The 24842-nt window shown below is 69.4% G+C and carries 20 protein-coding genes; 5 read left to right on the top strand and 15 right to left on the bottom strand.

Going from position 1 to position 24842, the window contains the following annotated elements; genetic code table 11:
* Window positions 1-23: 23 nt before the first annotated feature.
* Both AB0398_RS25850 and AB0398_RS25845 read right to left on the bottom strand, forming a co-directional pair.
* A complete protein-coding gene (locus AB0398_RS25850) occupies window positions 24-683 on the bottom strand; it encodes a VTT domain-containing protein (RefSeq protein ID WP_366378012.1) in 660 nt (219 codons plus the stop codon).
* A gap of 62 nt (window positions 684-745) precedes the next feature.
* Entirely contained in the window at window positions 746-1405 is a 660-nt protein-coding gene (locus AB0398_RS25845) for a methyltransferase domain-containing protein (RefSeq protein WP_366378011.1), read from the bottom strand.
* A 162-nt stretch (window positions 1406-1567) separates the two neighbouring features.
* Between AB0398_RS25845 and AB0398_RS25840 the strand changes: the two genes are divergently transcribed.
* The 3 genes from AB0398_RS25840 to AB0398_RS25830 are packed head-to-tail and all read left to right on the top strand — an operon-like array spanning window position 1568 to window position 3315.
* Complete coding sequence (locus AB0398_RS25840; protein WP_366378010.1) at window positions 1568-1822, top strand: hypothetical protein; 255 nt, start codon at window positions 1568-1570, stop codon at window positions 1820-1822.
* 24 nt (window positions 1823-1846) lie between these two features.
* Window positions 1847-2683: a histidine kinase gene (locus tag AB0398_RS25835; RefSeq protein ID WP_366378009.1), complete on the top strand. Its 837-nt coding sequence runs from the start codon at window positions 1847-1849 to the stop codon at window positions 2681-2683.
* Window positions 2680-3315, top strand: coding sequence for a response regulator transcription factor (locus AB0398_RS25830; RefSeq protein WP_366378008.1), 636 nt, complete (start codon window positions 2680-2682; stop codon window positions 3313-3315). The genes AB0398_RS25835 and AB0398_RS25830 overlap by 4 nt, the downstream gene beginning before the upstream one ends.
* An 81-nt stretch (window positions 3316-3396) precedes the next feature.
* Here the strand turns inward: AB0398_RS25830 and AB0398_RS25825 are convergent, their stop codons facing one another.
* The 13 genes from AB0398_RS25825 to AB0398_RS25765 all read right to left on the bottom strand — a co-directional run bounded on the left by AB0398_RS25825 (window position 3397) and on the right by AB0398_RS25765 (window position 20892).
* Window positions 3397-4707 carry a diaminopimelate decarboxylase gene (locus AB0398_RS25825; RefSeq protein WP_366378007.1) on the bottom strand — a complete coding sequence of 437 codons (1311 nt, stop codon included), beginning with the start codon at window positions 4705-4707 and terminating at the stop codon, window positions 3397-3399.
* Between the two features lie 146 nt (window positions 4708-4853).
* Entirely contained in the window at window positions 4854-6155 is a 1302-nt protein-coding gene (gene lysA, locus AB0398_RS25820; protein ID WP_366378006.1) for a diaminopimelate decarboxylase, read from the bottom strand.
* A gap of 24 nt (window positions 6156-6179) precedes the next feature.
* Window positions 6180-7523, bottom strand: a complete 1344-nt coding sequence (locus tag AB0398_RS25815) for a M20/M25/M40 family metallo-hydrolase (RefSeq protein WP_366378005.1) — start codon at window positions 7521-7523, stop codon at window positions 6180-6182.
* 42 nt (window positions 7524-7565) lie between these two features.
* Window positions 7566-8429 (bottom strand): M55 family metallopeptidase, encoded by an 864-nt coding sequence (locus AB0398_RS25810; RefSeq protein WP_366378004.1) that lies wholly within the window; start codon window positions 8427-8429, stop codon window positions 7566-7568.
* Window positions 8426-9298, bottom strand: coding sequence for an LD-carboxypeptidase (locus AB0398_RS25805; protein WP_366378003.1), 873 nt, complete (start codon window positions 9296-9298; stop codon window positions 8426-8428). The genes AB0398_RS25810 and AB0398_RS25805 overlap by 4 nt, the downstream gene beginning before the upstream one ends.
* A gap of 86 nt (window positions 9299-9384) precedes the next feature.
* Window positions 9385-11547, bottom strand: coding sequence for a prolyl oligopeptidase family serine peptidase (locus AB0398_RS25800; RefSeq protein WP_366378002.1), 2163 nt, complete (start codon window positions 11545-11547; stop codon window positions 9385-9387).
* 412 nt (window positions 11548-11959) lie between these two features.
* Window positions 11960-13159 (bottom strand): C39 family peptidase, encoded by a 1200-nt coding sequence (locus AB0398_RS25795; protein WP_366378001.1) that lies wholly within the window; start codon window positions 13157-13159, stop codon window positions 11960-11962.
* 178 nt (window positions 13160-13337) lie between these two features.
* A complete protein-coding gene (locus tag AB0398_RS25790; protein WP_366378000.1) occupies window positions 13338-15326 on the bottom strand; it encodes a peptidoglycan recognition family protein in 1989 nt (662 codons plus the stop codon).
* The gene (locus AB0398_RS25785; RefSeq protein WP_366377999.1) at window positions 15323-16327 is read right to left on the bottom strand and encodes an oligopeptide/dipeptide ABC transporter ATP-binding protein; all 1005 of its coding nucleotides are present in this window, start codon (window positions 16325-16327) and stop codon (window positions 15323-15325) included. The genes AB0398_RS25790 and AB0398_RS25785 overlap by 4 nt, the downstream gene beginning before the upstream one ends.
* Window positions 16320-17324, bottom strand: coding sequence for an ABC transporter ATP-binding protein (locus AB0398_RS25780; RefSeq protein ID WP_366377998.1), 1005 nt, complete (start codon window positions 17322-17324; stop codon window positions 16320-16322). The genes AB0398_RS25785 and AB0398_RS25780 overlap by 8 nt, the downstream gene beginning before the upstream one ends.
* Before the next feature lie 6 nt (window positions 17325-17330).
* Window positions 17331-18269 (bottom strand): ABC transporter permease, encoded by a 939-nt coding sequence (locus AB0398_RS25775; RefSeq protein ID WP_366377997.1) that lies wholly within the window; start codon window positions 18267-18269, stop codon window positions 17331-17333.
* Complete coding sequence (locus AB0398_RS25770) at window positions 18262-19188, bottom strand: ABC transporter permease (protein ID WP_366377996.1); 927 nt, start codon at window positions 19186-19188, stop codon at window positions 18262-18264. The genes AB0398_RS25775 and AB0398_RS25770 overlap by 8 nt, the downstream gene beginning before the upstream one ends.
* 72 nt (window positions 19189-19260) lie before the next feature.
* On the bottom strand, window positions 19261-20892 hold the full coding sequence (locus AB0398_RS25765; RefSeq protein ID WP_366377995.1) for an ABC transporter substrate-binding protein: 1632 nt from the start codon (window positions 20890-20892) through the stop codon (window positions 19261-19263).
* A gap of 328 nt (window positions 20893-21220) precedes the next feature.
* Between AB0398_RS25765 and AB0398_RS25760 the strand changes: the two genes are divergently transcribed.
* Together AB0398_RS25760 and AB0398_RS25755 are read left to right on the top strand one after the other, a co-directional pair.
* Entirely contained in the window at window positions 21221-22927 is a 1707-nt protein-coding gene (locus AB0398_RS25760) for a family 10 glycosylhydrolase (RefSeq protein WP_366377994.1), read from the top strand.
* A 252-nt stretch (window positions 22928-23179) separates the two neighbouring features.
* On the top strand, window positions 23180-24688 hold the full coding sequence (locus AB0398_RS25755; RefSeq protein ID WP_366377993.1) for a PucR family transcriptional regulator: 1509 nt from the start codon (window positions 23180-23182) through the stop codon (window positions 24686-24688).
* Window positions 24689-24842: the final 154 nt, after the last annotated feature.

Raw genomic sequence — 24842 nt, 5'->3', positions numbered from 1 at the left:
CTTCCGGGCCTCTCGCAGAACTCTCACCGATGGTCATTTATGAGAATGGGCAAGGTCACCTGCCGGCTCGGTGGCCGTCTCAGGCTCGCGTGCCCGGCAATGACACTTCCATACGAATGCTGCTGCCGCGACGGCTGCGGTGGTAGCGGCGAGGACGGGCCCACCGAGGGTGAGCGCGTGCTGGAGGGACGCGGCGGCCGCGTATCCGGTGCCCACTTCGAGGGTGGTCCACAGCGGGGCGGCGGCGACGCTGTAGGGGCGATGCGGTGGTAGGGCAGGCAGGTGGCGCCAGCGAGGTGGGGGACAAGACTGCGCATCACCGGCAGGAAGCGGGCCAGGAAGACGGCATGGCCGCCGCAGCGGGCCATCAGTGTCTCGGTTCGCCGCCATGCGGCGGCAGGCAGACGACGGCCGAGGCGGCCGGTGCGCAGGCTGGGGCCGAGCGCGCGCCCGGTGCGGTAGGCGAGAAAGTCGCCTGCGATCACCGCGGGTGCGGCGGTCGCGATCAGCAGCGGAAGACTGAGCTGCCCGGTGCGGGCCAGCGCGCCCGCGGTGAGCAGCAGGGTGAGAGTGGGAACGAAGGCGCCGACGAGCAGGACCGACTCGGCCAGGATGGCCAGCGCCACGATCGCATACGCGCCCCCTGGCGGCACATGGTCGAGAACGGTGGTCAGCGCGTTCATGGGTGTACTCCGGCTTCGGCGGGGGCCAGACTTGGATGGGCGAGTGTGGGGCGCGTGAGCTGTCATACCCTGGCAGGGGGAAGGTTGGCCCAGACCGTCCAGCAGCCGGTGGCGTACCGGCGCTGATAGCCGGTCAACACCCCTTCCACAGCCTGGTGGCAGTGGGCCCGGATACGGGAGGCGAGCGGGGTGCAGGCCCGGCGGGTGCCGAGGTAGGCGAAGTAGGTCAAGGTCCCGCCGGGGTGCAGCAGCTCCAGATACCGGTCCATGATCGTTTTGACCTGGCCGGGGTGGAAGTCGGCGAAGGGCAGACCGGAGACGATCACGTCGTAGCGCCGGTCGGTGTCCAGCTCCTCCACACGGCATGTGTGGATGTGGACTTGCCGCCCGTGACCGACGAGGCGAGGATGCGTGGCGGCGAGGTGGTGCAGCCGTCCGGTGAAGCGCGGGTTGGCCTCGGCGACGTCCAGATGGCTGCCGGCCGACAGCTGGCCGATCAGAGTGCGGGCGACCGCTCCCGTGCCCGCGCCGGCCTCCAGGATGTTCAGCGGCTGCCCGGACCGAGTGCGCACCGGGTCGGTCAGGGCACGAGCCAGGGCCCGGCCGCTGGGGGCGATGGCGCCGGTGGTGCGGATGTCGCGGGCGGCCTCGATGAGGAACATCCAGCTCCCGGTATGGCGCTGCGCGAGGACACGGTCATGAGAAGTGGTCCAGTTCTCCATGGATTCGACGCTAGAAGCAGAACTCCACTGGCATATCCGCCGTTATGCGACGGGTACCCCCTACGAAAGTAGGGGCCTGAGAGGGTACATCGTCGGAGGGGGGCGCTCCGCATGCTCTCTAGGCTGTGCAAAGTGAGCGGGAAAGAAAGCCCCAGGTGGGCCGTGTACGGGCGCTACGGACTGGTGCTGCTGCTGACGGCCGTGGCCGTCCAGAACAGTGCGGCAGCGATCGGCGGCCAGTACCTGACGACCTGCACCGCGGCAGCGGTGCTGTGCGGGTTGGCGCTGGCGGTGCGCCGTCTCCCCTGGTTCGTCGCCCCCGGGCTGACCACGGTGGCGACAGCGTTGTGGGGGTGGCCGATGCTGCCGCTGTTGCTCGTCGCCGTGTTCGATATGACCGCGCGCCGCCGCACCTAGGTGGCCACTGCGTGCTGCGGCATCGTGCTGGCCACCAACGTCACGCTGCCGACCTCGGTGTCGCTGTGGCGTCCCCAGCAGTACGGCGCCAGCCTCTTCCTGCTCCTGACCGTGCTCAGCGGCCTGTGGATGGGCAACCGCCGCCGCCTGGTCCAGTCGCTGAACCACCAGGTCGAGCATCTGCGGATCGAGCGGGAACTTCGTGAGCAGGCGGCACGTGCCGCGGAACGCTCCCGTATCGCCGCCGAGATGCACGACGTCCTCGCCCACCGTCTCAGTCTCATCGCCCTGCACAGCGGGGTCCTGGCCACCCGGGCCTCGACGCTGCCCGCGCCGGTCGCCGAACGCCTCACGCTGCTGCGCACCGCCTCCACCGAAGCCCTGGCGGACCTGCGCGACGTTCTGGGGGCTCTGCACGAGCGCGGCCCCGGCACAGGCGACAGTCCTCCCGCCCCCGTTCTGCGCGATCTCCACGAGCTCGTCGAGCAGGCGCGAGAGGCCGGCCAGCTGGTCGAACTCCAGGTCAGCGGCGAAGCAGAACTGGCACCGGCCACGCACCGTCTGGCCCTCCACCGTCTTGTCCAGGAAGGCTTGACCAACGCCCGCAAACACGCGGCCGGCGCAGCGGTGCACATTCGCGTGGACTACGGAGCGCCCGCCACCGTGGTGGAAATCATCAACACCGCCGACGAAACGGCCGAGCAGACCGTCCCATCCGGTTTCGGACTGGTGGGCCTGGCCGAGCGGGTCCACGCCCTGAGCGGACACCTGCACGCAGGACCCCACGGAGCCGGCTCGTGGCGGCTCGCCGCCCGTATCCCCCGATCAGCGCACCCAGCACAGAACGGCTCCCGCCCATGATCCGCGTGATGATCGTCGATGACGATGCCTTGGTCCGCCTCGGCCTGGAGGGCGACGAGGAGATCAACGTCGTCGTTCAGGCCTTCGACGGTCTGCAGGCGGTCGAACTGGCCACCACGCACCACGTGGACGTGGCCTTGGTCGACGTCCGGATGCCCCGCATGGACGGCATCACGGCCATCGCCCACCTGCGCGCCCTACCCCACCCGCCGAAGGTCATCGCCCTGACCACCTTCGACCTCGACGAATACGTATACAACGCTTTGGCCGCCGGAGCCGACGGTTTCCTGCTGAAGGACACGGACCCGGTCGAGATCCTGCGCGCCGTCCATCTGGTCGCCACCGGCTCCGCGATGCTCCACCCCGCTGCCGCCCGCCGGCTCATCGACCGCTACCACCGGTCCGGGCCGCCTCAGGCCGTTGACGCCCGCGCCCGGCTCGACCGGCTCACCCCCCGCGAACGCGACGTCCTGACCCTGGTCGCACGAGGGGACACCAACGCCGACATCGCCGCCTCCCTGGGCATGCGCGAAAGCACGGTCAAAGCACACGTCAGCCGCATCCTCACGGCTCTGGACGTCACCAACCGCGTACAGACCGCGCTCTTGGCCCGCGACGCCGGCCTTGGCTGACACGACTGCCGTTCGCACCGCGAACCCGGGCGCACGGTACGTCCGGACGTCCCGATCCCGAGCCGGTGGACCTGTGCGCGGTCAGGGCGTCAGCAATGCCTCGGCATGACGCCCCCCGCTCTCCTGCACCAGCTCGTCCACCGGCTGAGGCGTGCGCACCGGAACGAGCACGGTGTCCCCGGCTCGGTGGAGGACCCCGTACACTCCCGGTCGCGGCAGGCTGTTGTACGTCCATGGCGCGGAGAAGTAGTAGGCGCCGGTGTCGTGCAGGACGACGAGGTCGCCTTCCGAGAGTTCGGGCAGCAAGCGCTCGTGCGCCACCACGTCTCCGGCGAAGCACAGGGGCCCGGCGATGTCCTGGGGTACTACGGGGGTCGTCTTGAGCGTGCCGTCCGGGGCGTGGCCGGTGATCCGCACGGGCCAGGCGTCGGGCATGAAGACCGTACGGGTCGCGACCTGCGCTCCGGCATGGGTGAGCGCGATCCGCCGGCCGCCCGAGGTCTTGGTGTACTCGACGACCGCCGCGGTGAAGCCGTTCTTGGCGAGCAGTGACCGGCCGAATTCGGTGACCAGCTGGTAGCGGCCGTCGAGCAGGGCCGGTTCGGCGTCGGTGAGGGCGTGGACGTAGTGCTCGAACGTCGGTCTGGTCGTGTCGTCGGAGAAGTTGACAGGCAGTCCTCCGCCCAGGTCGAGGCTGGTGACCTGGCGTCTGCCGACGTACTCGTTGATGTCCTCCGCGAGTCGGTGCAGCCCGACGAGTCCTTGCGCGATCAGCGGGAGGGGGCAGCCCTGCGAACCGACGTGGGCATGGAGGCGGGTGAGCCAGGGATGCTGCAGGAAGGCTTCGAGTACGCGTCCACGGGCCCCGGGGTCGTCCAGGGCTACCCCGAACTTGGAGTGGGGTGTCGCCGTGCTCATGGCGGCGATGGTGCCGGCCCCGACCTGCGGGTTGACGCGCAGGCCGATGACGGAGCGGGAATCGCGGGGGCGCAGGGCGTCGATGCGATCGAGCTCCGTGAGGTTGTCCGCGTTCAGGGCGATTCCCAGCGTGAGCGCCTCTCGGATCTCCGCCCGGGTCTTGGCCGGCGAGTCGAGGACGATGCGCTCAGGTGCGAAGCCTGCCGCCAGTGCCAGGCGGGTTTCACCGGGGCTAGCCACTTCGCAGCCCATTCCGGCGTCTGCCAACAGCCGTAGGACGGGAACGAGTGGGCATGCCTTGACGGCGAAGGCGTGCAGGACGTCGGGCACATGGTCGAAAGCGTCGTGGAGTGCGGTGACGCTGTCGCGGACACCCTGGATGTCGATGAAGCCGGCGACGGGGCGGTCCTCTCCCACGACGCCCTCCAGTATCGCTTTTCGCAGGGTGGCATGAACTTTTTCCTGGTGCAGCATGATGCGTCTTTTCCTTCGCTTCCAGCGGATGTGGCGACTAGTCGCCTCGAGCGAGCGGGCATGAGGGATGAGACCGCGCTTTGTCGGCGGATGTCGTATGCCTCGTCGGGCGGTGGCGGCGTCGTGCTCGGGCTGCCGAGGGTCGCTCATTCGACGTCGAGCCGCAGTACGTCGTCGATGGTCTCTCTCCTGACGATGACGCGTGCTGTGCCGTTGCGGACGGCGATGACGGGTGGGCGTGGCTGGCAGTTGTAGTTGTTCGCCATGGAGCGGTGGTAGGCGCCGGAGGCGGGTACGGCCAGGAGATCGCCGATGGCGAGGTCGGCCGGGAGCGGGGTGGAGTCCACGACGATGTCTCCGGACTCGCAGTGCCGGCCGCAGACGGTGACCGTTTCCTCGGCGGCCCTGCCGGTGGGGCGGCCTGCGCGGACGGCCGTGTAGGAGGCGTCGTACAGGGCGGGACGCATGTTGTCGCTCAGGCCGCCGTCCACGGACACCCATGTGCGCAGTCCGGGCTGGCGCTTGATCGTGCCCACGGTGTAGAGGGTCACCGTGGTGGGTCCTGCGATCGCCCGTCCGGGCTCGACGGCGAGCCGCGGCATGGGGAGGCCCGCTTCGCCGCAGGCCTTTTGGACGCGGTCGATGATCACCGGGGCGAGGTCCCGCACGTCCAGGGGCTTCTCGTGGGGGAGGTAGGCGATGCCGAGGCCCCCTCCCAGGTCGAGTCGGCGCAGCAGGACTCCGTGCGTGCGCGCGGTGTCGGCCATGAGACCGACGAGCCGGTCGGAGGCGAGTTCGAAGACGTCCGGGCGCAGGATCTGCGAGCCGAGATGGCTGTGCAGGCCAACGAGTTCGAGCCCGGGTGCGGCCAGGACCTGGGAGATCGCGCGGTGTGCGCTTCCGGTGGACAGCGAGAAGCCGAACTTCTGGTCGTCGGTGCCGGTGGTGATGTGGGCGTGGGTGTGTGCCTCCACGCCCGGAGTCACTCGGATGAGGACCTGCTGGCGCACGCCGCGGGACCCTGCGATGGCCGACAGCCTCGATATCTCGTCCTCGGAGTCGACGACGAGCGAGACCCCGTAAGTGACGGCCTCCGCGAGTTCGGCCGCCGACTTGTTGTTGCCGTGGAAGATCAAGGAGGCGCCCGGCACTCCCGCGCGCTGGGCCGTGCGCAGCTCGCCGGTGGAGCACACGTCGATTCCCAGGCCCTCCTCCTTGAGCCAGGTGGCGACCTGGTGGCAGAGGAACGCCTTGCCGGCGTAGTAGACGTCGTGGCCGCTGAAGGCATCGCGCCAGGAGCGGCAGCGTCCGCGGAAGTCTTCTTCGTCCAGGACGAAGGCGGGGGTGCCGAACTCTTCGGCGAGATCGCTCAGGAGCACGCCCCCGATCTTCATGCCTTCGGTGCCGGTGGTGGTCGTGGTGGGCCACAGGTGCTGAGGAGGGTGCACGGTGGTTCCCCTTCGAAAGGGCGTTCAGTAGGTGGTCAGAAACCGGTGGAGGACGCGGACCCCGAAGTCGAGGCCGCTCACGGGCACGCGTTCGTCCACTCCGTGGAACATGCCGAAGTAGTGCAGGTGGGGGTCGAGCAGGAGGGGCGTGAACCCGTAGGTGCTGATCCCGATCTTCGCGAAGGCCTTGGCGTCGGTGCCGCCGGACTGGATGAAGGGCACCGGGTGCGCGTACGGGTCCTGGCTGCGGAGGGCGTCGGCCATGGCGGCGAAGGCCGGTCCTTCGTGGTCGGCTGCGACGGCCTCTTCGCAGTTGATGAACTCCCTCGTCACCTTGGGGCCGAGGAGTCGGTCGACGGTGTCCAGGAAGATGGCTTGCTCGCCGGGAAGGAACCTGCCGTCCACCTCGGCCCGGGCGCGGGAGGGGATGACGTTTACCTTGTGGCCGGCCTGGAGCACGGTGGGGTTGGCCGTGCTGCGGATGGTGCAGTCGAACAGTTCACCCAGCTGTCCGAGGCGGGCGGCCTCGTCCTCCAGTCGGGTGCGGTCGATGCGGAACCCCAGGATGCGGTCGAGGGCGTCCAGCAGGGTGACCACCGCCGGCGACACGACGGTGGGCCATCGGTGGGTGGCGAGTCGTGAAAGGGCGTGGACGAGTTCTGCGACGGCGTTGTCCTGGGCGGGGCCCGATCCGTGGCCGGCCGTGCCCCGGGCGGTGAGGCGCATCCACGCGGTGCCGCGCTCTCCGACGGCGATGGGATATACGCGTGCGTCGGTCCCGGCGTGGCTCGGCCGTGTGGTGATCGAGAAGCCGCCCGATTCGCTGATCGCCTCCTTCACATCGTCGAAGTGCTCCCTGTGCGTCGTGACGACGTGGCGTGAGCCGTGCTCTCCCGTTGCCTCCTCGTCCGCCAGGAATGCGAGGACCAGGTCGCGACGGGGACGGTGTCCGGTGTGCGCCCAGGCGCGGACGAGGGAGAGGACCATGGCGACGGTCCCCTTCATGTCCACCGCTCCCCTACCCCACAGGCAGCCGTGGTGGAGGTCACCGGAGAGGGGGTGTCTGGCCCAGTCGCGGTGTTCGGCGGGCACGGTGTCGAGGTGCCCGTGCACGAGGAGCGGAGGCAGGTGCGGGTCCTGCCCCGCGACCCGGGCGAGGACGCTCGTACGGCGGGGCCTGGGTTCGGTGAGGGTGGTGGCGACGCCGGCCTGGTCGAGGGCTTCCGCGACGTACTCGGCGGCCTGTCGTTCGCCGGGTCCTGTCTCGTCCCCGGCGTTGGTCGAGTCGATGCGCAAGAGGTCGGAGCAGAGCCGGGCGACGTCGCTGGCGAAGCCGTCGTGCAGAGCGTGCGGTGGTGCGAGAGTCACGGGGGTCTCCGCGGAGAGTCGGAACGGGGAGGCCGGGGGCGGTCAGTCGAAATGGTCCTCCATCGCGGCGCCCGCGACGGAGGTGCACACTTTGAAGGTTCTGGCCGCCGTGGTGGCGTCGGGTGACGTGAAGGCGATGCCGCGCAGGCCGTTGTACTCGACGGTCGGGACGGCGAGCACCGCCGCGGCCAGATGAGGCGCGTGGAAGTCGATTTCGAAGCGGTGGGGTCGTGCAGGGTTGCTGCGTACGGGCCGCGTCCGTCCGTCCGGGCGCTCGGTGTGGCCGTTCTGGGCACGGGCGGCCTCCGTGGCCTGCGTGCGCAGCAGTTCGGCGCTCCGCGTGGGAGGCAGGCACAGTGCGGCGTATCGGCTGACGCATTCCTTGACCGCGACGACGCGCGCGTCCGGGGCCCATGTCCGGGCGGCCTCGCAGGTGCGGTCGTCGCCGGTGACCAGGATGACGGGCACCCCGTGCTCCTCGGCGATCAGGGCGTTCATGCGTCCCTCGTCGGCGGGCTCGCCGTCGATCCGGAAGGCGGTCAGGCCGGTTCCGAGATAGGTGTGCGACAGGACTCCCTGCTGTCCGGCGCCGGTGTGATAGCCGAGGAAGACGACCGCGTCGGCGCGGTCGATCCCCTCCATCATGCCCAGCGGCTTGTGGCGGCCGGTGAGCAGTCGCGCACGGGGGTCGAGGGCCTCTATGAGCAGGTTGCGCTGGGTGTAGTGGGCCTCGTTGACCAGGACCTCGGTGGCGCCGCCGGCGAGGAGGCCGTCGACGACGGCGTTGACGTCGCCGGTGAACAGCGGCCGCATTCGTTCCCAGGAGGCGGTGCCGGGTTCGACGTCGTCCGGGCACGTGACGCCGGTGACGCCTTCCATGTCCGCGGAGATGAGAACGCGTGTCATCGGGATGTCCTTTTCTGCGGGGGAAGGGCGATGCGGTGCCGGGCGGTCTCGAGTACGGCGTCCGCGCCCAGGGGAACGGTCAGCTGTCGCGGTCCGTGACCGGCAGGTAGTCCGGCCGCCACGGGGACGCCCAGGTCGGACAGGCGGTCACGCAGTACGTGCTCCACCTGCTCCGGAGGGCCGCACGCGGAGAAGTCACCGAGCACCACACCGGCCGTCTGGTGCAGGGCGCCGGCACGTCGGAGTTGGGTCAGGGCCCGGTCCAGGCGATAGGGGTCCTCACCGACGTCTTCGAGAAGGAGGATGCGGCCTTCGGTGTCGGGTGCGGTGGAGGTTCCGACCGAGGAGGCGAGCATGGTGAGGTTGCCCCCGGTGAGGGGCCCCTCGGCCCGTCCTGGCACGAGGACGGGCCCGGTGAGGGGAAGCGAGTGGGCGGACGGCCCGAACAGGGCCGCGTGGAGGTGGCGGGCGGTTTCCTGGTCGTCGTGAGGCGGCCGGCAGGCAGGCATGGGGCCGTGGAGCGTGACCAGGCCGAGGCGGTCGCCCCAGGCCTGATGAAGGCACGTGATGTCGCTGGAGCCGACGAGGAACTTGGCGCCCGCGGCGGCGAGGCGCGGGTAGTCGAGGCGGTCCGCGATGCGCTGGGTTCCGTAGCCTCCTCGTGCGCAGATGACTGCCCGGACCTGGGGATCGAGCCATGCTTCGGTGAGGTCTTCGAGGCGTTCTTGGTCCGGGCCCGCCAGGTAGCCGAGCCTGTCGGCGAGGAGTCGTGGGGTGGAGCGCACCGCAAGGCCCCAGCTCTCCAACAGGCTTCGGGCAGCGGATGCCGAGGTCGCGTCCACCGGTCCGGCCGGTGCGACGAGGGCCACGGTGTCACCGGGCCTTACCAGCGGAGGGAGCAGGTGGGATCCACGCGCAGAGCCTTCCGCCGAGGCGTCGCCCGCCGTGACGGCCGTCACGGCCGGTCCGCCGTGAGGGAAGGGTCCGCAGGCCGGCCCGGGCTCGCACCGGGACCTTCGGGAGAGGCGAAAATCCGCTCATAGAAGCGGATCTCGGCCTCGAGAGCCGCCCGGATGGTCTCGGCCCGCCGCCAGCCGTGCCGTTCGCCCGGGAATTCCGCATGCTCGTGAGGGATGCCGGCGGTTTTCAGTGCACGAGCCATGGCAGAGGACTGGGCGGGGTCCACGATGACGTCTTCCAGGCCGTGGAGCAGGAGGGCGGGTCCATTGGCGTGGCGTGCCGCGAGGACGGGGGAACGCTGTTCGTAGAGTGCGGCGCTTTGCGGCAGGGGGCCGATCAGACCGTCCAGGTAGCGGGACTCGAAGTCGTGGGTGGTGTCCGCCCAGCTGACAGGGTCGGTGATGCCGTAGAAGGAGACCGCGCCGACGAAGGTGTCCGTGTGCGTCAGGGCAGCGAGTGCGGTCCATCCGCCCGCGCTCCCGCCGCGGATCGCCAGTCGGTCGGGATCCGCGAGCCCTTCGGCGACCAGGGCTTGTGCGACGGTCACACAGTCCTGGACGTCGACGATCCCCCAGGCACCGTTCAGGCGCTCTCGGTAGGCGCGGCCATATCCGACGGACCCGCCGTAGTCGACGGTCGCGACGCCGATGCCACGGCTGGTGAAGTAGGCGATCTCCAGGTCGTACGCCATCGGGTAGTCGCCCGTGGGACCGCCGTGTACGAAGATCACCCAGGGCGGGCGCTCTCCGTCGGGGGTGGTGTGGTGGGGGTGGGTGGGCGGATAGATGTGGGCGTGCACCGGGAAGGCATCGGTCCCGGTCCGGCCGTGAGCGGACCCGATCGTGTCGGCCCGGAAGGTACGGGTCGTGGGGCGGGGCAGCCAAGCCGGGTCGACGCAGGGGGTGGACGAGGAGGAGACGATCCGCACCCCGTGGTCGGGTGCGGCACCGGGGGCGGGGATCGCGGCGGTGAAAACGGCGTAGGGAAGGGTCGTACCGGCTCCGACCGCTACCAAGCGGTCGGCGTCGGCGTCGATGCTCTGGACGAAGTCGGTGTAGGGCAAGTCGAGAGGGGTCAGTGCGGGCAGCCCGAGTCCGGCATCTGGATCCACCAGGGAGATCCGTCGTCCCGCGCCGGTTCCGTTGACGGCCACCGCGCGTCCGTCGGGAAGAGGGGCGAACCATGAGGCGCCCGGTTTCCACAGGGCGCCGCCGAACTCCTCCTCGGCGGCGGCGACAGACTGCACGGGGCCTCCCTCGGCGGGCACGAGGTGCAGGTTCCACCAGCCGTCGGGGTCGGTCACCGCCCAGAGGGTGTCGGCGTCCCTCCACTCGGCCTGGACCACGGACTCCGCGGGACCACCCGCTCTGACACCGTGGACGCCGGCCGTCCCGTCGTTGTGCAAGGAGGCGACGCACAGCTCCGTGCCGTCCCACGGCATGTTCGGATGGTTCCATCCGATCCAGGACAGATGGCGGCCGTCCGGTGACATGCGGGGACACGTCATGAACCGGTGGGTTGCGGCGATCGTCCGTTCGGCGCCCGTGCTCAAGGAGACGGCCACCAGAGCACGTTCGACGTCGCGCACTCCGCCGAGACGGGTCTCGCGGATCGCCCAGACCTCGTCGCGCGCCGGAGGAAGGTAGAGATCGCCGTAGGTGACGTTCTTGCGCGTCGGCGTCAAGGGCCGGGGCGCGTCGTGACCGTCCGGGCAGTGAAGATAGAGACGCTGGTCGTACCAGTGGGTGAAGACGACACCGTCACCGGTCGGGCGCCAGCTCCGCCCACCGTACTCATGGAGGGCGTTTCGGGCGTCGAAGTCGGCCGGGAGCACGTCCTCGACCTCGCCGTCCGGCCTGGCGCGCACGACACAGCGGCGCCCTGCCTCGTGAGGTCGTGGTTCGTCCCACCAGACTTCGTCGCCCACCAGGGAAACCCAGCCGGGCGTGCCGTCCTGGCGGGCGACGGCCGCAGCGGTGATCTGGGAGTTCCAGGCCCGGAAGGCGCTCGGCGTGGTCCGGGCGGCAGAAGGGTGATTCATCGGGGTTACCGCCTTGTGCCCATACGAAGGGGCGTCGCGAAGGTCCATCGAAGAGGGTGCACACCCGGGATCACATACGGACCGGGCGGGAAAAGCGCGTGTTTCTTCTTCTGCCAAGGGGGCTGCGGGGCCGGGTGTTTCGCCGGTCAGTCCGCGGGGCGCGAGAAAGCACGCGTGCGAGGCATGCCCGGGCGGCCACAGGTGACGTTCGGGCGAGTAGAGACCCGTCCGCGGCCGAAGTGCGTGCGGCAGGTGTACAGGCTGGATGCCTTACGGCGGCGGACACATATGCGCCGTGCCGTCACGTGAACCGCGGCTGTGCGGCGGAGCCGTTTTCATGAGCCACACGTTAGGGAAACGGTCCGGGCCGGGGCGATCAACAAAAAGTCCCGGCCCGGAATGAGGCACACGACGTTTCGTCGGTCCTCGGAACTGTCGTGCCGGGTGAGTCGGAGTGGTGCCGGACGCAGGGAGCCGGCACGATCGGAAAGAAGCCCCTGAACGGTGGGAGCCGGAAGTGCCGTACGGGTCACCAGTTGGGGTCGAGACCGGGTACGTGTGCGGGCAGGGGCAGATCGGGCGGGTAGAGGAAGTAGACCACTCCCCCACCACCGGATGCCGCCAGCCACACGCGTTCGAACTCCCCGCGCGGGTAGGTCCTTCGCACGTCTTCGTCGGTGGCGGAGAGCGGATCATTGACGACGACGTCTCCGTCGTCCGTGAACCCGCAGACGATCTTGATGCTGCCCGCCGGCGAGTATCCCGCGCCCGCAAGCTCTCCTATGCGGAAGCTCTGGGCCGTGGCGATCGGAATGCCCGCGCAGATGAAGCGTTCGAGCTCGCTGAGTGAGCGCAGACGCGTGACCAGGCCCCTGAGTCCGTAGCGGGCGGGATAGGCGGCGTTGAAGGCCCAGTTTCCGCACCCCTTGTAGGCGTAGTCGTACACGGCGCGGGCCGTGAAGTCGACCTGGGGGGCGGTGTCGGCGGGGTCGATCCACGCCGTCTCGTCATCGGTCGGGCCGTGGCCGAAGTACTCGACCAGCATCGCGGTGCAGGTGGGCGCCGACCATGCTTCTCCGCCTCCGTCCCACTGCGGGCTGTGGCCGGTGTGCACTTCCTGGGAGCGGCGCGGTACGTCGAGGACCTTGCCCCATGCCCCGGCCGGTCCGCTCACCGCCTGGCGATGGTCGGCAGGGGTTGACGACGCGGCGAGGCAGAGGGCTCGCACCACGGGTCCTTCGGGGGCGCCTTGGGTGCGCGCCAGCCGGACTTCGAGTTCGTAGGCGAGCGCGGACCGGCCGGGAGACGCCACGAAGACGTCCACGTCCGCCGTCCCGAAGGGGTCCACCTGGCCTGGCACGGTGGTGCGGTGCACCACGTCGTCGTCCGACGTCCAGTGCGCCATGACGTACCAGGGAGAGGTTTCCCCTCGCGCGTCGCGTACGCGGAGTCTGATCATCAGCCGAGTTCCTGCCGGGGTGAGAGCCGTCCACGAGGGGATGAGCTCCTGGGCGGAAAAGGGCAGCTCACGCCAGCCGGTGGAGCAGGTCGCGTAGTCCCATTCGAGCGTGGCGTGGCCGTGCTGATCCACGAAGGTCTCTTGCCCTTCGGGGTTCTCCAGTCGCAGGGCCCCGTCCGACCAGGCCGTTCCCCCGAAGGTGGCGTCGGAGAAGTGGCAGGCCTCTGACCAGCGGTGCAGCACCGCCTGTGGCTCGAACGGGTCGTTCATTCCCCCATGGTTCTCGCCTGTCACGGTCTTCCTGCCGCTCTCTCGTAGCTCTGTTACGACCCTGCCTGTCGCTGGTGGCGGGCGGGCCCCATATGGTAGCGGCCTGGACTTCCCGGTGAGGAGTTCCAGGCCGCTTCAGGCGCCCTTTACGATCGGGGCCTGCTTTTCGGATCGGATCCTAGTTCGATGCGCGAGGCAGTCCGGCGGCGGACGTCAGGACGACGTCGTCGGCCTTGACGAACATGATGCGGTGGCCGAACTGCACCTGGTGGTACCTGAGTGTGCCGCGGACCACGGTGTGGCCGGCGAGCTCGAAGGTCTTGGAGTGGTAGTACTCACCGTTGACCGTCTGGCCGACGCTGTAGAACTGTCCTGGTCGGAGTGTGTACTGCAGCGGTGCCAGGGGCTGGACCGGAATGTCGGCGGGATACGCGGCGGGCTCCGGGTAGGCGCGGCCGTAGAGCGGCGCGCTGTCGAGTCCGGGACGCAACTGCGCCACCATTCCCTTGGCGGGCAGCGTCGTCGCGTGCCGGGGATCGTTCTTGAACCAGCCCTTCTGTCCCAGGTACCACAGGGCCGTCCAGTCGCCGCGGCGCTCGGCCACCACGTACTTCTGCCCGGTGCTCACGCGCGCGGCGTGGTTGTAGACGGACCAGGTGCCGGGGGACGGCCGGATGCCGATGTCAGTGACCAGCGGGGCGTCGTCCCGGGGTTCGCTGCGCAGGGTGATGGAGGCGGACCCGTGCACGGGGCAGAGGTCGGCGGGGGTCGCTCCGCAGTAGTACGGTTCCGTGTTCGAGTCGTAGTCGGGGCGGATGGTCACCAGCGGCGAGGTGGCCTTCCCGTGGGCTTTGAACGGCTTGCCCAGGAGGTCGAAGTAGTGGTCCCAGTCCCAGTAGGGGCCGGGGTCCTGGTGCATGCCGGCGACGGTGGCGGGCACGGTGCCCGGCACGTTGTCGTGGCCGATGACGTGGGCCCGGTCCAGGGGGACGTCGTACTTCTTGGCGAGATGGCGGACGAGGCGGGCGGACGTCCGGTACATGGCTTCGGTGTACCACTGGCCGCCCTCGGCCAGGAAGCCCTCGTGTTCGAGACCGACGGACTTGGAGTTGACGTACCAGTTGCCGGCGTGCCAGCCGACGTCCTTCGCCCGCAGGTGGTTGGCGATGTGACCGTCCGCGGAACGGAGACTGTAGTGCCAGGACACGTAGGTCGGGTCCTGGACCAGCTTGAGGGTCGTGTCCCAGGTGGCTTCGGTGTCGTGGATGACGATGTAGTCGATCGTCTGGTTGTACGGGCGGTTCGAGAGGTCGTGGTTTCCGAAGTCGCCCGGCTCTTCGGAGAGCATCTGGTAGGGGGCCGGTGTCCAGTCGCAGCCCAGGTCGCGGGGGCACTCGGCGCCTGGCACGGTGGCCTTCAGCCCGAGCCTGTCCAGTTGCCGGGTCTCCGGCCGGACGGGTACGGGGGAAAGGGTGACGACGGTCCCGTCGTCGGTGCGGCGCGACTCTCCCCCGTTGATCAGTGAGAAGACGTCGTCGGCGAATCGGCGGGCCGCGCCCGTCTCACCGGCGCCCGAGTAGGCCGCGACCGCCGCGTACCACTGGGCCGGGTCGGTGCTCAGGGGCAGTCCCGCTGCTCGCTGGTGGGCCGCGAGGAGCGCGGCGCCGCCCTCGATGTTGGCCGCGGGATCGGTCCTGAGGCGGCTCGCGGGCAGTCCCGTGAGTGCTGCGGCCCGGCCCAGGGTCTCCAGTGAGGCGGGCAGTCGTTCCTGATCGACGGGTGTCTCACGGTGTACGAGGGGCGGCCGGGACGCATCATCCCGTGGATCCTCGTGACCGCTCGAGTGGTGGGGTGCCTCGGCGAGCGCCGCCCGGGCATCGGTGAGGTGCATGGGGCCGAAGCCCGCGTCGACGCTGGGCGCGCCGTGGTGGTCGTCCCAGCGGCTCTGGAGGTAGGAGACCGCGAGCAGGACCGTCTCGGGCACGTGGTGGCGCTTACCGGCCTCGTGGAAGAGGTCTGCGCGGGACGGCTTCCCGGCACCGGTGTCCTGTTCGACGGCCACGGACGACCGGGCCTGCGCAGGGGGCGTGACGAGCGCTCCGGTCACCAGGACCGTCACGACGGCTGCCGCGCCGGCTGCTCGCCGGCGCGCGAAGGGTCTTTTCATGTGCTCCTCCTCGTGATGGGGAAATGGCAGGCTGTGGGGTGCTCGGCTCCGTCGCGCGTGCGCAGTTCCGGTTCGACCAGGCACTGTTCGCGCGCGTGGGGGCAGCGGGTGCGGAAGCGGCAGCCGGACGGCGGCGAGGCCGGGGAGGGGAGGTCCCCTTCCAGGAGGTGCTCGTCGTCGGCCGCACGGTGCCTGGGGTCCGGAACGGGTGCCGCGGCAAGCAGCGCGCGGGTGTAGGGGTGGCGGGGGGTCGTGTAGATCTGCTCCCGCGTTCCGGTCTCGACGATCTTCCCCAGGTACATCACCGCGATCCGGTCGCACAGGTGCTGCACGACCGCGAGGTCGTGCGAGATGAACACGCAGGCGAGGCGGAGGTCGCGGCGGAGTTCCTGCAGCAGGTTGAGGACCTGCGCCTGGACGGAGACGTCGAGGGCGGACACCGGTTCGTCGCACAGCAGCAGTCGTGGCCCGAGGGCCAGGGCGCGTGCGATTCCGAGACGCTGGCGTTGTCCGCCGGAGAACTGGTGCGGGTAGCGGTCCTGGTGGGTGGGGTCCAGGCCGACCGTTTCGAGGAGTTCGTCCACCCGGCGTCCGTGGTCGGCCCTGGGGACGGCTCCAGGGTGGATGGCGAAAGGTTCTCCGACGATCTGCCCGGCGGTCATCCGCGGGTTGAGAGAGGTGTACGGGTCCTGCAGCACCATCTGGACGCTACGGCGGACGGTGCGGAGTTCCCGGGAGGACAGGGAGAACGGGTCCTGCCCGTCGATCATGACGCTGCCCGAGGTGGGACGGTCGAGGGCCATCAGGAGGGAGGCCAGGGTCGACTTTCCGCAGCCGGACTCGCCGACGATGCCGAGCGTCTCCGCCGGGCGAACGGTCAGGTCGACACCGTCGACCGCTCTGACCACTCCCGTGCGGCGTTTCAGCAGGACCCCTTCCGTGATCGGGAAGTGACGGGTAAGCGCTGTTGCCTGGAGGAGGGGCGGAGCGGCCTCAGCCAACGGGAGCACGGTGAACCTCTTCGGTGAAGTGGCAGGCACTGTGGTGTCCTGCGGGCGAAAGGGTCTGGGAGGAAGGTGTTTCGATGCCGCAGCGCGGTTCGGCGCGCGGGCAGCGGGGGTGGAAGGCGCATCCGGTGGGAACGGAGGAGGGCAGCGGTGGGGCACCGCTGATGGGAACGAGCGGCTTGCCCATGCGGTCCAGCCGGGGGACCGAATCGAGGAGGCCCCGGGTGTAGGGGTGGCCGGGGCGGGTGTAGAGGTCCTCCGCCCCCGCGGACTCCACCGTGCGGCCGGCGTACATCACGGTGATGCGGTCGGCGGCCTGCGCGACGACGCCGAGGTCGTGGGTGATCAGCAGCAGGCCCATGCGGGTTTCGTCCTGGAGCTGCTTGAGCAGCCGCATGATCTGGGCCTGGACGGTGACGTCGAGGGCGGTGGTGGGTTCGTCGGCGATGACGACCTCCGGGTCTAGAGCAAGCGCCATCGCGATCATGACGCGCTGGCGCATGCCGCCGGAGAACTGGTGGGGGTAGTCGTGGACCCTGCGGGCGGCGGCCGGGATGCGGACGCGGTCCATGAGGGCGACGGCCCGGGCGAGCGCTGCTTTGCGCCCCGTTCCCCGGTGCACCCTGAACATCTCGGAGAGTTGGTCGCCCACCGTCAGGACGGGATTGAGCGCGGTGAGCGCGTCCTGGAAGATCATGGAGATGCGGGTGCCCCGCACTGTCCGGTGGCGCTCCGGCGGCATGGAGAGCAGGTCCTCGCCGCGGAGCCGGACGGCGCCGCGGGTGATGTGCGCCGGCGGGGCGTCGAGCAGCCCCATGACGGCCTGCGCGGCGACGGACTTGCCGGATCCGGATTCGCCCAGCAGTGCCAGGGTCTCGCCTTCGCGGAGCGTGTAGGACAGACCGTTGACCGCGCGGATGGTGCCACGTCGGGTGCGGAACTCGACACAGAGGTCGTCAACCTCCAGGAGCGGAGGGGTGTCGGCGGACATAGGGGCTCATTTCAGCCGGGGGTCGAAGGCGTCGCGCAAGGCGTCCCCGAGGAGGATGAAGCTCAGGACGGTCGCGGACAGGAAGAGAGCGGGGAAGAGGAGCAGGTGGGGGTGGTCGAGGACAAAGGCCTGGGCCGCGTTCAGCTGCAGGCCCCAGGAGACCTGGGGGTACTGCAGGCCCACGCCGAGGAAGTCGAGTGTCGCTTCGCCGGAGATGACCGCTCCGACGTTGAGCATGGCGACGACGATGACGGGGGCGATGGCGTTGGGGAGGATGTGACGCAGCATGAGGCGCGCGGGCCGTGCCCCGAGCATGCGGGCGGCTTTCACGTAGTCGGCGTCGGCCAGCGCGATGACCTGGGAGCGCATGATGCGTGTCATGGTCGTCCAGCCCAGCACCGTGAGAACCAGGATCATGGCGCCGAGACCGTGGTCGGGGAAGGCGACCAGGATGACGGTCGCCCCGAGCACGAAGGGCAGGCCGAAGAAGATGTCGGTGATCCGGGAGACGAGTGCGTCGATCCAGCCGCCGTAGAAGCCGCACAGGAGGCCGAGGACGACGGCGATGAGCAGGGAGGCCGCGGTGACCGCCAGGCCGGCCAGCAGTGAGGGCCGGGTTCCGAGGATGACCTGGGCGAGGTAGTCGCACCCTTGCAGGTCGAATCCGAAGGGGTGGCCGGCGGAGGGGCCGAGCTTGGAGTCGGCCAGGTCGCACCGGTCTCCGGCTTCGGTGAGCAGTGACGTGAACACGCTGGGCGCCAGGGCCATGGCCGTCATGAGGAGCAGGGTGATCAGGGAGGCCCACACCGTGGGGCGCCGTCGCAGTTCGAGCCACGCGTCCTTGCTGAGGGAGGCCTGTTGCCGTGACAGCGGAGGCGTTCTGTCGGGGGCCGTGTCCTCGGCTGCGCCGCTCGTGGCCTCCGGGGTCCTGGTGGTGTCAGTCATGACGGATCCTCGGGTCGAGCAGCCCGTAGAGCAGGTCCACGAGCAGGTTGGCGAGCAGGAAGATGAGCACGAGGGCGGTGGTGGTGCCCACGACGACGGGGCCTTCCCTCAGCTGGATGGACTGGAAGAGCTGCTGGCCGACGCCCGGCAGGTTGAAGATGTACTCGGTGACGATGGCGCCGGCCATGAGACCGCCCAGCTCCAGTCCGAGGAAGGTGACCACGGGGATGAGGGAGTTGCGCAGGGTGTGCTTGACCACGACGCGCCGTCGGCTGAGTCCCTTCGCATGGGCGGTGCGCACGTAGTCGGCCCGGAGATTCTCGATGAGGGAACTGCGCGTGAGCCGGGCGACATAGGCGAGCCCGAAGGAGGCCAGGACGAGACCGGGCAGGAGGAAGGCCAGGGGCCAGCCGCCTTCGGTGCCCGCCACCGGGAGCCAGCCGAGCTGTACGCCGAAGACGAGCTGGGCCAGGTACCCGACCACGAAAACGGGGACAGAAATGATCAGTGTGGTGCCGAAGAGGACCGCGCTGTCGTCCCACTTTCCCTTCCGCAGGCCCGCCCACACCCCCAGGGCCATTCCGAGGACGAGCTCCAGGACCCAGGCGGTCAGGCCGAGCTGCAGGGTGACGGCCCACCGGTCGGCGAGCAGGTCCGACACGTCGCGGCCGGTGAAGGTGGTGCCGAGGTCCCCCGTGAGGAGGCCGGTGAGGTAGTGCGTGTACTGCATCCACAGCGGGTCGTCGAGATGGTAGCGGGCGTGCAGTTCGGCGAGGACCGCCGGCGGGACGGGTTTGTCGCCGGCGAGGCCCTGGATCGGGTCGCCCGGCAGGACGAAGACGAGGGTGTAGATGAGGAAGGTGGTGCCGAGGAATACGGGCAGGGCATGCAGCAGGCGACGGGCGACGAATCTCCACACGACGGACGGCCCCCAGGTGATCGGTCTGCGCGACGCTCCCGAGGGGGTGCCGGCAGAGGGTCGGTGACGGCCTCAGTGGTTGACGGTGACGCGGTCCAGGTGGAGGCCGGCGGCGTAGGAGTCGATGACGACGTTGCCGATCCTTTCGCTCCATGCCGACTGGTCCTGCCAGTTCCAGAGCGGGATGTATGGCAGGTCACGCAGCACGATGTCCTCGGCCTCCTGGTACGCCGCGATGGCTTGGCCTCCCTTGGCGGCGTTGCCCTTCGCCACGAGGCTGTCGAACTCCTTGCTGCTCCAGCCCGATCGGTTGCCGGGGTAGTAGAGGCCGTCGAGGTAGTTCTGGATGCTGGGGTAGTCGATGACCCAGTTCTGCCGGAAGGGCCCCTTGTTCCGTCCCTCGTTGAGGAGCGGGGACAGGTCGGCGGGGGCCATCTTGCGGAACTTGACGTCCTGGATGCCGAGGTTGTCCTTGAGCTGGTTGGCGATGGAGGTCATCCACTGTTCGTAGGTGGCGTCCGAGTTGGAGAAGTACAGCTCCAGGGGACCGTCGAAGCCGCCGGCCTCGTCGAACAGCTTTTTGGCGGCGGCCGGGTCGTAGGTGCAGGTCTTACCGCACGCGCCGGAACGGTGTCCGGGGATCATGTCGCCCACGACCGAGGTGGCGGGCTTGTAGACGCCGTTGTAGATGGCCTGGGTGATGCCCTTGCGGTCGATGGCCATAGAGATGGCCTTGCGGATTCGGGGATCCGCGAAGCGGGGGTCCTTCACGGGCAGACCGAGGTAGTCCATGGTTCCGCTGGGACGTATGGAGAAGCGCTCGCCGAAGAGGCGCTTGGCCTGCGTCGAGTTGGCTGCCGGAACGGTCGTCAGGACGTCGACGTTGCCGGCCTGCAGTTCGGTGAAGGCGGTCTCACGGCTCGTGTAGATCTTGAAGTCGATGCGGTCGGCCATGGCTTTGCGGGGGCCGCCGTACGCGGCGAACTTCTTCAGCTTGATCTTCTGGTTGCGCTCCCACTGTCCGTCGAGCCGGTAGGGGCCGTTGCCGATTGGCGCGATGTCGAAGACGTCCGGCTTGGCGATGGCCGCCTTGGGGAGGGGGGCGAAGGCGGGGAAGGACAGCAGCATGGGGAACTGACTGAAGGGAGCCTTCAGGGTGACTCGCAGGGTCGTCTCGTCGACGACTTCGAGCCCTGAGAGGGTTCGGGCGGTCGGCTTGGCGCCCTCTTTCGCCGGGTTGAGCGCGTCGTATCCCTTGATCTGGGCGAAGTAATAGTTGCTGTCCCAGCCGTTCGGGCCGTAAGCGGCGGCGTTCCACGCGTCCGCGAAACTGCGGGCCGTCACCTTTTCTCCGTTGTGGAAGGTGGTGCCGGATCTGAATTTGACGGTCCAGAGGACGTTGTCCTCGGTGGTCCAGGAGAGGGCCGCCAGCGGCTTGACGGTGCCGTCCTTCGGGTTGAGGGAGGCAGGCGGGTCGAAGAGCCCCTGCAGAACTTGCAGGGAGTAGCTGCTGGTGGTCCGACCCGGCAGCAGGTGGTCCGGCTCTGTGAGCGCGACCGAGTAGGCGCCGCCGGGCTTGTTGGACGCTTTGTTCGGCTTCGTCGGCTCTGACGGTCCGCAGGCTGTGGCGACCAGCGCGAGGGTGAGGGCGATCGATGCCGCCAGGACGGTGGAGCGGGCGGTGTTCATGTGCGCTGTGCTCATTTCGGGAAGGCGGTTTGCGGCCTCGAACGGGGCAGCTGCCGGACGGCTCGTGGAGTGGGGCAGGGGCGACACCGTAGATATCCGGCCGACGGGCGGACGATCGACGGAATGTCCAAGCTCCCTTCGGCATGGTGGACATCAGGTCGTTACCGGCTCGCGGCTTTCGGGGCGGAGCATGACTGCGCGCGGCGGTCGGCCCGCGCATCCTGCGCCCATCCGTGGGGGGCAACGGCATGGTTTACGTGCTCAACGAAGGGGGTGACGATCGCGCTGGGACCCCGGAAGCCGAAACAGACGATACATATGGAGCATCACGACCACCAGGCTTATGCCTGTTACTCACCTGCGGACAACCGCGCGCCCCTGCCTCACCGCCGAACACCCCACAACATCCGATGCGGCATTGTTCGTCCCACTGCCCGACGTCACTTCTCCTGCGGAGACAGCCATGTCATCGAAAGACGCAACTGGTTCATCGCTCCGTCCCGCCCTCGACCGCCGAGCGGTTCTCACCGCCCTCGCGGCGGCCAGTTGTACCGCAGCGCTCTCCCCTGTGACAGCGCATGCCGCCGTACCCTCCAGCCCTTCCGTCGAGCGGCAGATGCGAGGGATGTGGATCGCGTCCGTGGTCAACATCGACTGGCCTTCACGCACGGGCCTCGACCCCGCCGCACAACGCACGGAGTTCGTGAGGCTGGCGGACGACGCCCTTGCCCTGGGATTCAACGCCCTGTTCGTGCAGATCCGGCCGACAGCCGACGCCTTCTGGCCCTCGCCCCTCGAACCCTGGTCGGAGTGGCTCACCGGTAGGCAGGGGCAGGATCCGGGATACGACCCGCTGGCCTTCATGATCGAGACGGCGCACCAGCGGGGCCTTGCGTTCCACGCCTGGTTCAACCCCTACCGGGTCTCGATGCAGGCCGACCCGTCCAAACTGGACCCTCGGCATCCGGCCCGCACGAACCCGGAGTGGACCCGTTCATACGGCGGCAAGCTCTACTACGACCCCGGCGTGCCGGCCGCCCGGCGCTTCTGCCAAGAGGCCATGCTCGACGCCGTCCGGCGCTACGACATCGACGGCGTCCACTTCGACGACTACTTCTACCCGTATCCGATAGCGGGTTCGGACTTCCCCGACGAGGAGACGTTCCGGGTCCATGGGGCGGGCTACCCGGACAAGGCCGTCTGGCGCCGCGCGAATGTGGACCTCATGGTGCGTGAGATGCGGGACGCCGTACGCGCCATCAGGCCGAACGCGCTTTTCGGCATCAGTCCTTTCGGCGTCTGGCGCAACGCCACCACCGATCCCCGCGGATCGCGAACCGCCGCCTTCCAGTCCTATGACGGCCTGCACGCGGACACCCGCGGTTGGGTGCGGCAGGGTTGGCTCGACTACATCGCCCCTCAGGTGTATTGGCACATCGGACTGCCGGTGGCCGACTACGCCGTCCTCGCGCCCTGGTGGGCCGAGGTGGTCCGGGGCACGGACACCGAGCTGTGGATCGGACAGGCGGTCTACAAGTCCGGAGCGGCCGACCAGCCGGCGCCCTGGCAGGACGGCAAGGAACTCACGCGCCACCTGACGCTCAACGCCGCACTTCCCGAAATCGGCGGTGACCTGTTCTTCAGCGCCAAGGATGTCCGGGCGGACCGCGTGGGAGACTTCGCCGCCATGCGGCTGGCCCACTGGCGGGAACCCGTCCTGGGGCCGCTGCCGGCCCGCTTGGACAAGCGGCCCCGACCCCTCCGGCCCGCCGTGAGGGTCCGGCGGGAATCCTCCACCGGTGCCGCCGTTCTCCGCATCTCCGCAGGTGTGCCGGGCGGCAGGCACAGCCCTTTCCGTTACGCGGTCTACCGCTTCCCGACCGATCCCGGCCCCCATCCCCGCGCCAGGGACGCCACCCTCGTCGCGGTGGTCCCCGGCGGGGCGCGAACCACCTACCGCGATGCCGAAGCTGCGGCAGGATGTTGGTACGCCGTGGCGGCCGTGGACCGGATCCAGCGTCAAAGCAGGCTGTCACGTCCTTCGCGCTGACATCGCCGATCGGCACCGACCCTCCCCGACGCCGGGGCCGGGGACGGTCGGTGGGGCGTGGCTCTCGCCGTGCGCTCCGGGACTCCGTCCCACCCCGCCGCACCGCCGTCCACGTCACGCCCGACACGAAGTGTCCTTCTCGCCGGCACGGCCCCTGTGGGTGGACATGCCAGTGTGTCGTCCCGAACGGTCTTCGCATCGACCCTGGACACAAGGTCGACAGGCGGGAGCGCTTCGTGGACCATGCGTCCCATGCCTCTCACCGTTCGCGATCTGTTGGCCATTCCCTCCCTCAGACTCCGCCTGGTGGCCGGAAGTGCGGGGCTCGGCCGGGTCGTCGAGGCAGCGCACGCCACCGAGAACACCCGCCCGGCGTCCTGGCTCGAGGGTGCCGAAGTGGTGATGACCAGCGGTCTTCTGCTGTCGGCCGACGAGCGAGACTACGCGGCATACGTCGAAGAGCTCACCGCCGGCAAGGCAGCAGCCCTCATCGTGGGGGTGGGACCGGGCCTCCCCCTGCAGGCGGTGCCGCCCGCCTTGAGCCATCATGCGGAGCAGGCCAGCATGCCCGTGCTCGCGGCGCCGTCGAGCGTCGCGTTCGCCGCCATCACCAAAGCCGTGTTCGCGGCTCGCGCGTCCGAGGAAAGACGCCTGCTGGAGAAAACCCTTCGCACGCAGCGCCGCCTGTCTTCCGCAGCTGCCTCCGGCGACGGACTGGCGGGGCTGCTCTCGTCCTGGTTCCAGGCGGTGCACTCGAGCGTCGCCGTCTGTGACGCCTCGGGGCGTCTGCTCGGCTCGGCCGGGACCGACGGACAAGAGCTCCTGACGAACGCCGCCCCGGTGATCGAGACCGTCGCCCTGCACGGGCTGCGGGGAAGCGGCGGCGCCGACCTGCCGTGCGGAAGACTGGTGGTGCAGCCCCTCGGTACCACGAGGCTGCGCGGCTTCCTCATCCTGCTGAACGCCGACTCGCCGGAAACGCGGTTGCTCATCAGCGTGCTGGTCTCCCTGCTCTCGGTCGAACTGGAGCGCCGGCACCTGGCGGACGAGCCGCAACGCCGTCGCCGGGCGGCCCTTCTCGCCAGGCTGTTCCAGACTGACATCACGGCCGAGCAAGCCCGCGCCCTGCTGCAGACCGCCGACGTCCCCTCCTCCACCATCCGGGCCGTGGCGGTGCTCGCCGCCGGCGAACCGGTCGAGCTCGCGGCGGACCTCGCCCTGGCCGTGCCGGGAGGACTGGCACGCGTGACCGGCGGCAGGGTGGAGATGGTCGTCTCGGAGGACCTGGACACCTCGGCGGTGCTCCGCCGCTTCGCACCCGGCCGACCGGCCGGGATAGGCCCGGCGGTCGCCCCCCAGCATGCGGCTCTTTCCATGCGCCAGGCGATCGCGCTCCTGTCGTCCAGCGCCGAGCTGGGGCGTCCTGTCAGCGCGTCCGAGGCCGGTTCCGTCAGGCTCCTGCTCAGCCTCGGAAGTCCCGCAACGCTGGCGGCGTTCGCCGACACGGTCCTGGCACCGATCGACGCGGCCGACCCCGCGGGGGAGCTCATCGAGACCCTTCGGGTCTGGCTCGAGACGAACGGCTCCTGGGCCGAGACCTCCTCCCTGCTCCGTCTGCACCGGCACACCGTCCAGAACCGCATCGAGAAGGTGGCCAGGCTGACGGGACGGCAGCAGGACCGGGCCGAAGACCGGGTCGACCTCTGGCTGGCACTGACGGCCCGAGCGGTAGGAACACCCCTCCCTCATCAGCAGAGATAGAGGAACGTCCTTCCCACACAGGGTTAAACAGTCCAAGCAATCCTCGGACGGATCGACATCCCGTCCATTTCAAGACAGTCAGTTTGGTTCTTACCGTACGCCTGCCAGCCACGCTCCCAGCGAGCGGGCACGACGCTCCGTTCTCCCGGGGAGC

This window comes from Streptomyces sp. NPDC086147 (genome assembly GCF_040702165.1).
GTDB lineage: Bacteria > Actinomycetota > Actinomycetes > Streptomycetales > Streptomycetaceae > Streptomyces.
Note: the sequence above shows the minus strand (reverse complement) of the source record. Positions and strands in the feature narration are given on the sequence as shown.

Coding starts and splice junctions, on each gene's coding strand:
- AB0398_RS25775 (WP_366377997.1), bottom strand. CDS start 18,269: ATGACTGACACCACCAGGACCCCGGAGGCCACGAGCGGCGCAGCCGAG.
- AB0398_RS25780 (WP_366377998.1), bottom strand. CDS start 17,324: ATGTCCGCCGACACCCCTCCGCTCCTGGAGGTTGACGACCTCTGTGTC.
- AB0398_RS25850 (WP_366378012.1), bottom strand. CDS start 683: ATGAACGCGCTGACCACCGTTCTCGACCATGTGCCGCCAGGGGGCGCG.
- AB0398_RS25795 (WP_366378001.1), bottom strand. CDS start 13,159: ATGAACGACCCGTTCGAGCCACAGGCGGTGCTGCACCGCTGGTCAGAG.
- AB0398_RS25825 (WP_366378007.1), bottom strand. CDS start 4,707: ATGCTGCACCAGGAAAAAGTTCATGCCACCCTGCGAAAAGCGATACTG.
- AB0398_RS25810 (WP_366378004.1), bottom strand. CDS start 8,429: ATGACACGCGTTCTCATCTCCGCGGACATGGAAGGCGTCACCGGCGTC.
- AB0398_RS25790 (WP_366378000.1), bottom strand. CDS start 15,326: ATGAAAAGACCCTTCGCGCGCCGGCGAGCAGCCGGCGCGGCAGCCGTC.
- AB0398_RS25755 (WP_366377993.1), top strand. CDS start 23,180: ATGCCTCTCACCGTTCGCGATCTGTTGGCCATTCCCTCCCTCAGACTC.
- AB0398_RS25765 (WP_366377995.1), bottom strand. CDS start 20,892: ATGAGCACAGCGCACATGAACACCGCCCGCTCCACCGTCCTGGCGGCA.
- AB0398_RS25760 (WP_366377994.1), top strand. CDS start 21,221: ATGCCTGTTACTCACCTGCGGACAACCGCGCGCCCCTGCCTCACCGCC.
- AB0398_RS25830 (WP_366378008.1), top strand. CDS start 2,680: ATGATCCGCGTGATGATCGTCGATGACGATGCCTTGGTCCGCCTCGGC.
- AB0398_RS25845 (WP_366378011.1), bottom strand. CDS start 1,405: ATGGAGAACTGGACCACTTCTCATGACCGTGTCCTCGCGCAGCGCCAT.